15 protein-coding genes are annotated in these 13,422 nt (G+C 67.9%); 11 read left to right on the top strand and 4 right to left on the bottom strand.

The genetic code is table 11. The annotated features are described in order from the left end of the window. Positions 1-3 precede the first annotated feature (3 nt). Positions 4-798 carry a ZIP family metal transporter gene (locus IEX33_RS13180; RefSeq protein WP_188730841.1) on the bottom strand — a complete coding sequence of 265 codons (795 nt, stop codon included), beginning with the start codon at positions 796-798 and terminating at the stop codon, positions 4-6. A 111-nt stretch (positions 799-909) separates the two neighbouring features. On the opposite strand from IEX33_RS13180, the gene IEX33_RS13175 reads away from it, so the two are divergent. Next, positions 910-1,230, top strand: coding sequence for a hypothetical protein (locus IEX33_RS13175; RefSeq protein WP_188730839.1), 321 nt, complete (start codon positions 910-912; stop codon positions 1,228-1,230). A gap of 28 nt (positions 1,231-1,258) precedes the next feature. Here IEX33_RS13175 and IEX33_RS13170 read toward each other — a convergent pair whose 3' ends face one another. Then, complete coding sequence (locus IEX33_RS13170) at positions 1,259-2,020, bottom strand: YqjF family protein (RefSeq protein ID WP_188730923.1); 762 nt, start codon at positions 2,018-2,020, stop codon at positions 1,259-1,261. A gap of 255 nt (positions 2,021-2,275) precedes the next feature. Between IEX33_RS13170 and IEX33_RS13165 the strand changes: the two genes are divergently transcribed. From IEX33_RS13165 to IEX33_RS13125, 9 genes are all read left to right on the top strand, one after another. Then, positions 2,276-3,055 (top strand): glycosyltransferase family 2 protein, encoded by a 780-nt coding sequence (locus IEX33_RS13165; protein ID WP_229675368.1) that lies wholly within the window; start codon positions 2,276-2,278, stop codon positions 3,053-3,055. A 2-nt stretch (positions 3,056-3,057) separates the two neighbouring features. Next, the gene (locus tag IEX33_RS13160) at positions 3,058-4,053 is read left to right on the top strand and encodes a glycosyltransferase family 2 protein (RefSeq protein WP_188730835.1); all 996 of its coding nucleotides are present in this window, start codon (positions 3,058-3,060) and stop codon (positions 4,051-4,053) included. Positions 4,054-4,151: 98 nt separating this feature from the next. Further along, complete coding sequence (locus tag IEX33_RS13155) at positions 4,152-5,243, top strand: hypothetical protein (RefSeq protein ID WP_188730834.1); 1,092 nt, start codon at positions 4,152-4,154, stop codon at positions 5,241-5,243. 12 nt (positions 5,244-5,255) lie between these two features. Beyond that, a complete protein-coding gene (locus IEX33_RS13150) occupies positions 5,256-6,068 on the top strand; it encodes a glycosyltransferase family 2 protein (protein WP_188730832.1) in 813 nt (270 codons plus the stop codon). Then, the gene (locus IEX33_RS13145; RefSeq protein ID WP_188730830.1) at positions 6,065-7,348 is read left to right on the top strand and encodes a lipopolysaccharide biosynthesis protein; all 1,284 of its coding nucleotides are present in this window, start codon (positions 6,065-6,067) and stop codon (positions 7,346-7,348) included. The genes IEX33_RS13150 and IEX33_RS13145 overlap by 4 nt, the downstream gene beginning before the upstream one ends. Beyond that, positions 7,345-9,123 carry a glycosyltransferase gene (locus IEX33_RS13140; RefSeq protein ID WP_188730828.1) on the top strand — a complete coding sequence of 593 codons (1,779 nt, stop codon included), beginning with the start codon at positions 7,345-7,347 and terminating at the stop codon, positions 9,121-9,123. The genes IEX33_RS13145 and IEX33_RS13140 overlap by 4 nt, the downstream gene beginning before the upstream one ends. Continuing rightward, positions 9,120-9,455, top strand: a complete 336-nt coding sequence (locus IEX33_RS13135; RefSeq protein ID WP_188730826.1) for a hypothetical protein — start codon at positions 9,120-9,122, stop codon at positions 9,453-9,455. The genes IEX33_RS13140 and IEX33_RS13135 overlap by 4 nt, the downstream gene beginning before the upstream one ends. Beyond that, entirely contained in the window at positions 9,452-9,670 is a 219-nt protein-coding gene (locus IEX33_RS13130; protein WP_188730825.1) for a hypothetical protein, read from the top strand. Before IEX33_RS13135 ends, IEX33_RS13130 begins: the two co-directional genes overlap by 4 nt. Then, positions 9,667-10,719 carry a metallophosphoesterase family protein gene (locus tag IEX33_RS13125; protein ID WP_188730823.1) on the top strand — a complete coding sequence of 351 codons (1,053 nt, stop codon included), beginning with the start codon at positions 9,667-9,669 and terminating at the stop codon, positions 10,717-10,719. Before IEX33_RS13130 ends, IEX33_RS13125 begins: the two co-directional genes overlap by 4 nt. A 51-nt stretch (positions 10,720-10,770) precedes the next feature. Here the strand turns inward: IEX33_RS13125 and IEX33_RS13120 are convergent, their stop codons facing one another. After that, positions 10,771-11,631: an SDR family oxidoreductase gene (locus IEX33_RS13120; RefSeq protein ID WP_188730821.1), complete on the bottom strand. Its 861-nt coding sequence runs from the start codon at positions 11,629-11,631 to the stop codon at positions 10,771-10,773. Positions 11,632-11,634: 3 nt separating this feature from the next. Continuing rightward, complete coding sequence (locus tag IEX33_RS13115) at positions 11,635-12,555, bottom strand: MSMEG_6728 family protein (RefSeq protein ID WP_188730819.1); 921 nt, start codon at positions 12,553-12,555, stop codon at positions 11,635-11,637. Between the two features lie 156 nt (positions 12,556-12,711). On the opposite strand from IEX33_RS13115, the gene IEX33_RS13110 reads away from it, so the two are divergent. Continuing rightward, complete coding sequence (locus IEX33_RS13110; RefSeq protein WP_174175906.1) at positions 12,712-13,299, top strand: hypothetical protein; 588 nt, start codon at positions 12,712-12,714, stop codon at positions 13,297-13,299. Positions 13,300-13,422 lie beyond the last annotated feature (123 nt).

Raw genomic sequence — 13,422 nt, 5'->3', positions numbered from 1 at the left:
GGTTCAGGCGAGCGACAGGACGAACGCGAGGACAAACCCTGCCGCCGTGCTGAGGGCTACCGCGGGGCCGCCGTGTTCGTAGGCCTCCGGCATCAGGGTGTCCGCGAGGGACGCGATCACGGCTCCGGCGGCAAAGGCCAGCGGTATGGATATTGCTTCCGGATCGGTCCCGGACAGGGGCCCGGCGCCGAGCACGACGGCGATGACCAGCAGGGCGGCACAGGCCACCCAGAGCCCGATGATGCTGCCCGCCGACCGGCCCTGGCTCCGCATCGAGGCTGAACCCACCAGCGCTTCAGGGAAGTTGGAGACAAAGATTGCGGCCAGCAACGCCAGCCCGCCTGTTCCCTCACCTAGGGAGATTCCAAGGGCCATGTTTTCCGGGACGCCGTCCAGTGTGACGGCGGCCAGCAAGGCCAGTCCGGCCGCCCCGCTTGTGGACGCTGAGGTAGGGCGTTTGTCGCTTGCTGCTGCGTCAGTATCGAGCTTGGCGCTGCCCTGGACCTCGTCCGCCGCCGTGGCCTGCTTTGCGTCTCCGGGTTGTGCCCACCGGTCCAGCAAAGCGCTCAGGACCGTGAAGACCACCGCACCCAGCATCAGGCCAAGGGCGGCGCGGATAATGCCGCCGCGTTCGTAGGCGTCCTCGAACAGTTCGAAAGCGAGGGCGGTGATGAGGGCGCCGGCGGCGAAGGCCAGGAGCATGGCCAGCAGCCGCTTGGGCAGTTCGAACCGGACGCCGATCAAGGCACCCAGAACCAGGGCGCTGGATGCTATGACGCCAAACCACAGCGACATCATCCGGCAAGTATAGGAGCGTCCGGTTGACGTGGGAAGATGCCGCATTGGCTCAGTGGACACCTCCGCGGAGGCGGGCTTTCGGCGCCAGGGAGATTCTGCAAAGGTGGTTTCATGACGTATTTCCTGGAGTACACGATTCCCGCGGCAGGCGACGACGCCGGGTTTGATTTTCCCCACCACGAGATCAACCCCGGCACCACCATTCCGTTATCGGAGACGGGAGCGGAGACCGTGCACACCACGGAGCTGCCAGCCAGGACTGGCATCATCGGTGCCACCGTTCCGGAGGCGAAACTTGAAGCTGAACAGCTGATCAGCCACAGCCGCGCCTCTGAAGGCTCCCTCTACTTTGACCCGTCCAATTCGCTCCAGTCCGGGGTCGGAACGCTCGTGGCCACCTTCAGCGAGGGCCGGGGCTGGCAGGACGCCTGACTTCCCGGCGCTGGCTTTGCTCCCGGCCTTAACCCCGAGCGCCGGTGACCACCCTCGGCCAGCCGAACTGGGTCCGCACCCCCGGCGAGTACAGGACCGATTCTGGCGGGCCATCCACGTCAATGCCTGCCGAGCTGATGAGTCCATCGTGAAGATCGTGGAGATCAGCCTTGTGTAATGCCCAAGGTTCATGGGTGTTGGGGATGTGGATGGTCCGCCCGTGGAATCTGCTGTGCAGTCCGAACCGGGCTGTGACGTGGATGGACAGGGGGTCGTCAGCCACCGAATGTGGGTCGGGAGTGACGCTGAAGCGGCTGGACGCGCCTTTCCGGAAGCGGCTGACGGAATAGCCGCTGGGGCCGCCACCCACGTCTTCAGGCGGTGTTCCCCATGACCGGATGCGGGACCACACATACGGTATTCCCGCTTGCCGGGCAGCCAGGACAACGGGAAGCCGGTTCGCGTCAAGGCTCAGGAACACCACGCCCCTGGTTCCGTTTGGCTCCCGCGAGTAGAGGCGCACGTTGACCTCGTTGAAGCTGCCCAGGTACGGAATTCCGGGCCCGCGGCCTATTCCGGCGCCCTTCATGCGGAAGCCGATGAGGCCCACCCAGGAAGAGCCGTCGAATACGTCCGGCGCCACCCCTGGCGGCATGAACCGGGCAGCGGATGATTCGGGGATCCGCCAATGCAGGAAAACCGCGTTAAGCCAGCGCTGGTCCATGATGGCCGGCAGGGGCAGGACAGGCGGATCGGGCCAGAGGGCAGCGGCGCTCGGGCGTTGTTCCATGGCCAGGATCCCTACGTAGGACGCGATATTAAAGCGAGTACACATTACTGGTGTCTACCTTGCGGGGCCGACCCTATGCTCAACCTACCCGGGGCCGAGGAAGGAACCAAGGCCCGGTGATTGCTCCTGCAGTGGGGCGTCCAGCGGCCGGAGTTCTCTAAGTCCAGTGAAGTGGTGAGGCGTTTGTCCATTTCCACCCAGCCCCCAAAATCTTTTTCTAAGCCTTCGGCCGCGCCGGAGGGAGCGTCTATCAGCGTGGTCATTCCCACCCTGAACGAGGCCCAAAACATCCCCTGGGTCCTTCGGCGCATGCCGTTGTATGTGGATGAGGTGGTGATCGTTGACGGCCGTTCCACGGACAACACCGTCGGGGTGGCCCAAGCACTGCGCAAGGACATCGTCGTGGTGAACGAGCTGCGAAAAGGCAAAGGCGTCGCGCTGCGGTCAGGATTTGCCGCAGCCACGGGCGATATCATCGTCATGCTCGACGCCGACGGAAGCATGGATCCAAGGGAAATCGGCTGGTTCATTTCTCCACTCCAGCATGACTACGACTTCGTCAAAGGCTCCCGGTACGTCACGGGAGGGGGGTCGGAGGACCTGACGTGGCTGCGGCGCACAGGAAACCGTGCGCTGACCGGGCTGGCCAACGCGGTCCTGCACAGCAACTACTCTGATCTTTGCTACGGCTACATCGCATTCCGGCGGGAGTGCCTGGACGTCCTGCAGCTGGAATCCGACGGATTCGAGATCGAGACTGAGCTGATCGTCAGGGCCGCCAAGGCCGGCCTCCGGATAGCCGAGGTCCCCAGCCTGGAGTTGAACCGCATCTCCGGGGCATCAAACCTCCAGACTTTCCGGGACGGCTGGCGGGTGCTGGGGACAATGGCACACGAGTGCCTCCTCTGGGAGGCCCCCACTGCCGGTGCACGTCCCGAGGCGCTGCGTCGCGTGAAGTACGCCTATGCCAATGTGAGCTTCCCGCGAACGCCCACCGATCCGATGAGTGTCCTTCCTGCCATAAGCGTGGCGTGAACATGACGCATGTTGTGTTCCCTACGGTCACCGTGATCATCTGCGCTTACACGGCTGAACGCTGGGTGTGGCTGCTGGACGTCATCGATTCCCTCCGCTTGCAGACCTGGGCACCCAACGAAGTCTTCGTCGTTGTTGACCACAACGAGGAACTCTTCGAGCAATTAACCAAGACCGTCGATGACGTCACCGTCGTCCGGAACACCGGCCCCCGCGGACTTTCCGGGGCACGCAACACGGGCGTGGGCCTGGCGGATTCAGACGTCGTCGCCTTTCTCGACGATGACGCAGAGGCCGCACCGGACTGGCTGGAACGCCTGATCACCCTGTACGACGATCCCGAGGTGCTGGCAGTGGGCGGGCGGGTGGAACCTGTCTGGGAAAAGGGCCGTCCCGGGTACTTCGGTGAAGAGCTGGACTGGATCGTTGGCTGCAGCCACCGGGGCCTGCCACGGGTTGCAACCGAGGTCAGGAACGTCATTGGCGCCAATATGTCGTTCCGGCTCGATGTCATACGAACGGTGGGCGGTTTCAACCTCTCCTTGGGCCGGCGTGGTTCCATCCCGCTGGGCTGCGAGGAAACCGAGATCTGCATTCGGTCGAAGATGGGGGCGCCCGGATCCCGCATCGTTTACGAGCCGGCCGCGCTGGTGCGCCACCATGTACCCGCCAGCAGGGGAACGGTCCGCTACATGCTTTCAAGGTCCTGGTCGGAAGGTATCTCCAAGGCCCAGGTCAGCCACATCGTAGGGCACAAGCGGGCCCTGGGCCCCGAGCGCAGGTACGTCCGAAGAATCCTGCCCCGTGCCATCTTTGCAGGGATGAGGGACTGGAGCCGTGGCGATCCTGCCGGCCTTGGCCGCGCGGTTGCCGTGGTGGCGGTCGTGGCCTTTACGTCTGCGGGTTACTTCCGGGGACGCCACCTTGCCCACTTTCCCGGGCGCCCCCTGGACCAGCCGGTCCTGGCCGGGGTCAGTCCGTGGCGGGAGGTGCAGTGAACGTCGCCACCTGCCACCGCGACGCCACCGCGGACACCGTGGACACGGCCGGCGCCGTCCACATCATCTGACCGACACCACCCAGACAGGGGACGACAATGCGCACCTCGCAGACCAACGCACTGCACTTCGATATCCACGGACGCGTCACGATCCGCGTCGACGCCAAGGCGCCGGCAGCCCACCAGCTCCGGAGCATGCTGGCCTGTTTCGCCACCGACGCCGAGCGGCCGGCCGACATTGTCGTCGATGACCAGCCGGAGCCGATGCCTGATGCGGGCCTGCTCGAGCACGAGCTTGCCTATACGGAGGACAGCGTCCGCTTCAATGCCGACAGGGTCCAGGTGGTGAGGGACGGAGAACAGTGGCGCATCCACGGCGCGGGCGAGCTGCTGACCTCCGTGGTACCTGTCCTGGACGCCGCCATGATCGGCCGGGGAGCCGCCATGATCCACGCGGCAACAATGGCTTACCGGGGCCAGGCCATCGCGCTTCCCGCCGCCGGTGGCACCGGCAAAACGAGCACCGCCGCCAAGCTGATGCGCCGCGACGGGTGGTCGTTCATGGGTGACGACTGGGCCTTCCTCGCCGAGGACGCCACACTGCTCGGCTACGCAAAGCCTATGTTCATCAAACCCCATCACCGGGCCATCTACCCGCACCTGTTCGAAGGTGTCCGGAAGCCCCTCGTGCCGTCGCGGCTCTCGCAGAGCGTCGGCAGGCTCACCACGATCGTGCACCCGTACGTCATCCGTTATCCGCGTCTTGCGGACTTCTCCCGGAGATGGTCGCCGGAGCACCGCATGGTGACGGCGGAGACCGCGTTCCCCGGACGGAAAGTCACCACTGCGGCCCCACTTGCGGCCGCAGTGTACGTCGAGCGCTTCGAAGGCACACGGACCCGGATTCTCGAGCGGACAGCGGATTGGATGGTCGACCGCATGATCGGCAACTTCCATATCGAGATGGCGGGCTTTTCGCAACAGGTTGTGACCGGCCTGGCGGCCACGTCCGTTGTCCCGTGGCGGGAGCACTTCGCGGCCAAGGGGGTCGTGCTGAGCAAGGCACTCGACGGACGGCCCTGCCACCTGCTGCAGGTGCCTTCCGCGTACACGGCAGACGAGGCATCGGACGACATTGTCCGGCATCTCGAACAGCTGCTGCCGTCGGTCCTCGACGAGCAGGCCTAGGGGGCGGACACCGTGGATCACAGTCCTGCCGAGGTCACCGCGGTTGTCCCTGCCCGCAACGCGGAACTTATGCTGCCCCGTTGCCTGGAGGCCCTGCGAGAGTCGGGGGTCGCCGAGATCATCGTGGTGGACGGATGCTCCACGGACGGAACCGTCGCCATCGCCCGTGCCGCCGGCGCCCGGGTGGTCAGCGACGAGGGCCGCGGCCTGCCGTGGGCGAGAACACTCGGTGTGCGGAACAGCAGCACCCGTTGGGTCCTGCTGGTCGACTCCGACGTGGTGTTCGGGCCCACGGGGGTCGCCGACCTGCTGACAGAGCTGGTGGAGGGCGGCTATGACGCCCTCCAGGCCGGGTTGGAGAGTGTCGGCGGACCGGGATACTGGGGACAGGCGCTCGCACACCACCATCGCACCGGGCGCAGCCGCAACTGGTTCGGGCTCGTCGCCACGCTCGTTGACCGGGAACTGATGCTGGGTATGGGTTTCGACGACTCGTTTAAGTCGGGGGAGGACATTGAGCTGCGCTGGCGGATGCGGGACTCGGGCCTGCGGACTGCTGTGTCGCAGCGAGTGATGGTCGAACACCGCTTCGCTGCAGACGATTTCGACTTCGCGCTCGACCAGTTCCTCATGGACGGAACCGGACTGGGCAAGATGATCCGCAAACACGGCTGGCGCGGTGCGAGGCTGGCGCTGCTGCCCGCCGCCGCGGCAGTCCGGGGCAGCGCCTTGAGCCTTGCGGCGGGCCAGCCCCGGTGGCTGCGCTACTACGTTGCCTTCTGCTGGTACAACTACGCAGGCCTGGCGCGGGGTCTCGCGTCGTGAGGGCTGGGCGGGGAACAGCCGAGACGGACGCCTCAACCGTCCGGCACTCCGCCCTGCGCAGCTCGCTCGGCCTCGTCGTCGCAAAAGCCGCCCAGACGGGCGCAGGTTTCGCTTTCTGGGTCGTGGCCGCGCGCGCTACGTCCGACCGCGAGGTCGGGCTCACCATGGCCGCGGTCTCGGCGGTGATGCTCTGCACGCAGCTCGCGGTGCTCGGTGCAGGGTCGGCCGTGATCGTCTCGGTGGGACGCGGGGAGCCGCCCGCGCGGGTGCTGGACGCCGCGTTCGCCATCGTGGGGGTGGCGGGCACCGGACTGGCCCTCGGCTACCTTGTGCTGCAGGCGGCCGTGACGCCGGATACAGCCTCCCTGTCGGTTCTCTTCTGGCTCACTTTCCTTGTTGCTGCCGTCACCGGCACCCTGGTCATCGTGCTGGACCAGGCGCTCGTAGCCCTGGGACGAGGTGCCAGCGCAGCCCCAAGGTACGCGTTGGGCGGCGGCGTGGCACTCGGGGCCGCGGGGCTCGTGGCCTGGCGGGCGCACGGTGCCTCCGCCGATGTGCTGATGGCCTGCTGGACGCTCGGGACCACCGTGGCGTGCGTCGTGGGTGCGATCCAGCTGCGAAGACTGGTCGGCTACCGGCCGAGGCCCACCTTGCGTGCGGCGCGCGGCCGTTCACTGCTGGCCCTGGGCCTGCCGAACCAGATCCTGACGCTGACCGAGCGCGCTCCCGGGCTGCTGCTACCGCTCCTGCTCGCGCACCTGGTGTCGCCGGAGGCAGCCGCCTACTGGTATCCCGCCTGGATGATGGCCTGGGCCGCCTACACCGCTCCCATGCTGATGGGCATCGTCCAGTTTTCCGAAGGTGTCCGCGAGCCGGACCGCCTGGTAGCCACCACCTGGGCGAGCCTCCGATGGTCGCTCGCCGTAGGAGGCCTGGCCGCCGTCGTCCTCGTCGTCTTTGCCCGCCCGCTGCTCGGGCTGATGGGCGAGCGCTACGCCGACTCGTCCGCGGACGCCCTGCGGCTGTTGGCGGCAGGACTGGTGGCATATGCCGTGCTGCAGGCCTACAACGCCGTGTGCCGGGCCCGCGGACGTTACGCTGAGGCGATCATCGTTGGCGTGACGCTCGGAGCCGCCCTCTGCGTCGGAGCCCTCCTGGCCGCCGAGCGTGGGGCCAGCGCCATGGCGCTTGCCTGGCTGGTGGTGCTCTCCATCGGTGCAGCGGGGGCCGGCATCCGGCTGGTGGCCGTCCTCCGGCGAGTCAAGCAGGACTCGCGATGACCAGCACGATCGATGCCCCCAGCCGTACCGAGCGACGCTGGAAGCTCCGCGACGTGGGGTGCGTTGTGGCTGGCGCCGCGTCCCTGGCTCTCGCCGCGGGGGCCGCCTCCACGGTGGAGGTACCCATTAATAGCGACCTAGGGCTCCTCGCCGTGCTGCCCTACCCGTTCTGGGCTGGGGTCCTGCTCCTTAACGTCGCCTTCGCCGTCGCTCTGCGCGGCGACGACGAGGGCCCGGCACGCCGCCCGGTCATGCTGTGGCTCATCGGGGTGCTCGTGCTCATGCTCTTCGGGACCGCGGCCTTCGTGACGGATATCCCGCGGGGGGAGGTCGCCTTCCGCCACCTCGGCATCGCCGACGCCCTCTCCGAGACCCAGGGGATCAACCCGGACATCGACGCGTACTTCAACTGGCCGGGCTTCTTCGCCCTCCTGGCGACCATCCTGGGGGCGACCGGCCTCGACCCGGTCGCCGTTGCGCTCTGGGCACCGGTTTTCAACATGGGTCTGTGGCTCGCCGCCATGGGCGTGCTGACACGTTATCTGACGCGCGATCCGCGGCGTCGGTGGCTTGCGCTATGGCTCTTCTGCCTCGGCAACTGGCAGGACCAGGATTACCTTTCGCCCCAGGCCTTCGGATTCTTCCTCTACCTTGTCGTCGTGGCACTGCTCGTCGGGCCCCTGGCCGCACGGGCCCCGGCCTTCGGCGGCTTCAAACGCACCGCCCTTGAATCGTGGTGGCGGCGGCGGTCGCCCGCCGAGCCGCGGCATGCCCACCGGGTAAGCGCCATCGCGGTCGTTATCCTGCTCGTCACGGTCATCTGCGCGAGCCACCAGTTGACGCCGTTCATGCTGCTCATCGCCATGATCGCCCTCACCCTGAGCGGACGTGTCTGGCCCAGCCGGCTGCCCCTGATCACCGCTGTGGTGCTGTCACTCTGGCTCGTCTACCCCGCCAGTGCCTACCTCGTGGGCCACCCGCCCCTGGAGGACGCAGGCCTGCTGGCCGCGGCCGAGGCAAACGTCGTCGACCGCGTGAGCGGGACCCCCGGGCACGTGTTTGTGGTCCAGGTCCGGATGGCCCTCACGGTGGTGCTGTGGCTGCTCGCGGCGGTGGGAGCGCTGCGCGACTGGCGCAGGGGGCGCCTCGACATCAGGGTGGTCCTCCTGGCTGTCAGCCCGCTGCTGCTTTTCCCCGCACAGCTGTACGGCGGGGAGATGCTCATCCGCGTTTCGCTGTTCGCGCTGCCCTTCGTGGCGGTCCTGGCCTGCTCTGTCCTGCTTCCCACGCGTCGCAACAGGCGCCCCTCTGCCGGAGCCGCGGCCGGGCTAGCCCTTGCCTGCACCCTGCTGGCCATGCTGACCGTGACAGGGCGCTTCGGGAACGCCCAGTATGACGTCTTCACCGACGGCGAGATGGCCGCCGTCGTCGCCGCACAGCGTCTGGCGCCCCCAGGCTCCGCGATCATCTCGGCAGCCCACCCGACGCCTTGGCGCAGCGACTCCTACCTTGAGAACAAGTACCGGACGATCGACGAACTGTGCCAAACGGACTTGTCAGCGGAGGTGTGCGGCCCCCTCGTCTACAACTACGCCCGGCACAACCCTGCCGGTGCCGTGCTGCTGCTCACGCGCTCGTCCGAGGCGAGCCTCGTGCTGCAGGGTGCCACCAGCGAGAGCGGCTTCGCCGAACTGGAGGACTGGCTGGGGGCACAGGACGGCGTGGAGTTCGTCTTCGGCAACGCCGACGCACGCGCGTACCGGGTGGCGCCATGAGCGGCAGCGTCAGCCGGCTTACCCTGGCGCTCGGTCTTGCGGCGGTGGCACTGTCGCTGGTGACGCTCGTCGGGCTGCCGACACCGCTGCAGGCGGTGGCGGCGACGGCCGTCCTCGTCCTGCTCCCGGGGCAGGCCCTGGCCCGGCTCACGCCGGTGACCGACGCCGCGCTCGGCGCACTGCTCGTCCTGGCGCTCGGCCTCGCCACCCTCGCGGCGGTGTCCACGGCGATGTTCTACCTCGCTGTCTGGTCGTGGCAGGCGTGCGTCGTCACGATGGGCGCCATCACCGTCCTCGCCTGCCTGGCCCGCGCGCGAAGGGAGACGGCATGATGATCGACGTGTTGATCGACCTGGCGGGCCTGCTCGCGGCCGCAGCACTGCTTTTTACCCTCGTCGCGCTCGAGGTCCGGCGCACGCAACCGGACACCGGGCAGCCCGCGCGTCCAAGGATCCTCGGCCGGACCGTGGGCACCAGGGTGGTTGCCGCCATGTGGGTGATGTACCTGGTCCTCTTCCTTCCACGCGTGCTGGGACTGCTCGTATGAGCGGCGCTGCGCGGTGGCTGCTCCTCAGCGACCTCCATCTGGGCGTGACGGACCGCGATCCCCGGTATCCAGGCAGGATGCTGACCGGGTTCCTGCGGCGCGAGGTGCTCGCAGCCTCCGGTCCGCGGCAGCACGTCGCGTTCGTGGGCGACACGTTCGAGCTGGTCGGCTGCAGCGGGGACGGGAGCGTGGCCCGGCTTGAGTCCATCCGCGCCCGCCATCCCGGAACGTTCCAGGCGCTGGAGGAGTGTGCGGCGCGGGGCGTGCAACTGCACTTCGTGTGCGGCAACCACGACGTGGAGCTGGCCCGCCCCTCGGTGGCTGCCCGCCTGGCGGCGCTGCTGTCACCGGCCGAGCCCGCACGGGTCCAGGTGCACCCGTGGTTCCTGCACGTCCCCCGCGTGCTGGTGGCCGAGCACGGGCACCAGCACCACGCGCTGCACCGCATACCCGACATTCTCCGCGCTGCGGTCAACGGCACCGACGGACTGGACCTGCCCCCGCTCGCCGCCTGGAACGCCGATCAGTCAAGGTCGCGCCTGGGCCGTGCCGGGGCGGTTGCCCAGGCCTGCCTGGCGTCCGAGCGGGCGGAACGCCGCGTGCGGGAGCCCGCATACGCCGAGCTGTTGCAGGCCGAGTCGTTCCGGCTGGGGCTTGACGGGGTGGCTGTCCGGGACTTGGCGCGCCTGTCCCGGTTCCGGACCGTGTCCGCGCTCCCGGTGGCCGCTACCCGCATGGCGCTCGCGGCCGCCGGGCGCAGCGCCGCCGGCGGAAAGGCCCCTGCCGCGGCGGTCCGGGTGGCCCGTACCCTTGAGGCGCACGGTGCCGGGGTGGCCTGGTACCTGTCGGGCCATACCCACCGTGCCCTGGAGTTGTCCCTCGGGGCCTGCGCCACCCGGTACGTCAACACCGGCACCTGGTGTTCTGACGTGCGCGGCCGCGGGCCCGACCAGTCGGACCGCCGGGTATTCCCGTATGCCGTGGTGGACGTCGCCCCCGACGGCGGCACCAGCGGCGGGCTGCGGTACTGGCGTTCGGACGCCGGCTGAGCCGCACCGGCCGGCTGCAGCACTGCGCCGGCGCCGGCAGCCAGGCGGGAGCTAGGGGTGGCGAACCCCGGCGCCGGCGAGGACGGCCCGGTACCCCTCGCGGAATGAAGGATAGGTGAATGCGAATCCGGTGCTGCGCAGGAGTCCGTTGCTGCAGCGCTTGTTGCCGCCCCGCGCCGGCCCGGCATCGCCCACCGGGGGCTCCGCGAGGCCCATCTCCGTGGCGAGGAAGCGCAGTACCGTGCCAAGGTCGGCGGGATCGTTGTCCACGCCAACATAGGTTGCTTCGGGATTGGCGGCCATCGTGGTGAGGTGGACCATGGCAGCAGCAGCGTCGTCCCGGTGGATGCGGTTGGTGTACCGGATATCCTCCGGAACAACGGCGGAACCGGTGCGGACCTGGTCGATCAACCTGGTGCGCCCAGGGCCATAGATGCCGCCCAGGCGGAGGGACGTGGCTGTGGTGGCCGTGCCGCTGAACCGGTCCCGGATGAGCTGCTCGGCTTCCAGCAGGACGCGTCCGGAAAACCCGCCGGGCGCAGTCGGGGTGTCCTCATCCACCCAGCCGCCCCCGGCATCACCGTAGACGGCGGTGGAGGAAACAAAGAGCACCCGGCCCGGCTGTACGCCGTCGCGTTCCAGGGCGTCGAGGACGTGGGCGGATCCATTCACATAGGCCGCGCGGTAGGCCTCCTCGGAGGGCGAATCGGCAGCAACGGCTATGACGACGGCGGTGGTGTCGGCGGGAACCGGCGGCAGTCCGGGTGCGCCCAGGTCAGCCGCGACACCTTCGATGGCGGCCGGCAGTTTCGCGGGGGAGCGGCGCCAGCCCACCACGCGGTGGCCCAGGGCGTGGAACCGCAGCCCGGCTTCGGTCCCCAGGTCACCACAGCCGGCGAGGAGGATGGTCATGGGTTACGGTGCCTCCACCGGGAAGAACACGCGCGGGTCCTGCAGGAGCGCCGGGTAGGTGAACGCGGAACGGTCGATGACTTCGGTGACCGTGAAGTTCCTGCCGAACCTGCCGTCCTCCAGCGTGATGGGCCGGCCGACCACCTGCCCCACCGCGAACTTTGCGCCATGCTCGAACGGGACGGCAACGGGCGTCTTTCCGGGAAGGGTCGAGAAGGCCTCCTCCTGCGCCAGCCGCTTCCGGGTGGGCTTCTTCACCAGTTGCTTGGGCGGTGCTTTGCGGGACTGACGGGACGGGCGCCGGGACCCGTCGTCGACGAACACGGGGGAGTAGTCCCCGTCCGCACCCGGCGCATCAGCGGCGGCAGCGGTGCTCCCGTTCACCGGCGGAAGGGCCACGGTATCGAGCGTCTGGGGATCGACGTCGTCGTGCGGGGACCTCAGGATCCACAGGATGTCACCCTCAGGCTCCTGCGGCAGGAACTCATGGCGCGGCTCCGGCCAGACGTAGTCCATCTCCGGTATCGCATCCGCGAAGACCGGGGTGTAGAACTTGGGTTCCTTGCGCACCAGCTTGGAGCGGTGGCTCAGGTGGAAATCCGGGTCGCCAAGCCACGGCGGCATGGGGATCTTCGCCGCGTAATCCGGGTGGGCTGCCTGCGGCGCGAACTCCGCGATGTTGGCCCGGGTGTTGTCCGGGTGCCCGCGCTTGGTCCACTCGTCAACCATTGCCAGCCCGTACATGGTGAGGGCCGGCACGTACCCCATCCACATCCGGATGGCCGGGTGGGTCTGCCAGCCGTAGCCGGGAATCACCAGGGCTCGCAGTGTCTGCAGCGCCTCAACGCGCTGCTTGCCCAGCCTGGCGGTGTCCAGGGCAGCGGCGCTCTGCCGGAAATCAGGGTACGGGAGGAAGGTTTGCATCCCTTCAGTCTGACGGCACCTGGCGGATGTGCCAATTGCAGTGCCACGGACCACATGCGTACGGGCCGGATGTCCACATGGTGGACCTATGCATACGCAAGTGTCCTTCACCCACTAGGATCACCGCAACCACCCCAGCGTTTTGGAAGCTCCCTCATGACATCAACACCTGAAAAGACCACCGCCACCACCCCCGCCCTGCCCCGCTACGGGCAGATGCTGGGCCCGGAAGCAAAGGGCATTCTTGTCCTTGACGAGTTCACCATTGATCCCGCCGCGGCCCGCAAGGAACAGCACCGCTTCCGCGACGGCATGGCCGCAGTCGCCCTGACAATGCGCCGCATCGCCGCGCTCCGCATTGTGATCGCCATCGTGGCCATCGGAAACCTGCCGCTCTTCCTGCTCTCGAGCGGCTGGTGGATCTACGGCGTTTCGCTCACCCTCGTGGTTGCCGTCCACGCCGCCGTCACCTGGCTGAACCGGCACGAGCCGCGGCTGAAGCAGCGCTCTGCCCTGGAACTGCACAAGCACCGTGAAAGCAGCGCGAACTACCGCAAGGTCCGCGACGCCGTGAAATACATGATCGATACCCCAGCAAGAATGAACGAGCACCTCTACCTTGAGCTGCTCGCCGCCAAGCGCGTCGCCCTCAACCTGGCCCACGGCACAGTTGCCCTGCTGGACACCAGCGACGATTCGGCCTGGAAGGTGCGGATCGTCAGGGAACTGCCCGCCGCCGCATAAGGACCCCCTTGCTGCGGCCTGCAGGCGTTAAAGAACGACGCCGGCACATCCCCTTGTGGGGGCGTGCCGGCGTCGTACGCGGTCAACGGAATTTGTCTATCGCCGACCTGATTTTGGTGCCCC

Source organism: Pseudarthrobacter scleromae, assembly GCF_014644515.1.
Classification (GTDB): Bacteria; Actinomycetota; Actinomycetes; order Actinomycetales; family Micrococcaceae; genus Arthrobacter; species Arthrobacter scleromae.
Note: the sequence above shows the minus strand (reverse complement) of the source record. Positions and strands in the feature narration are given on the sequence as shown.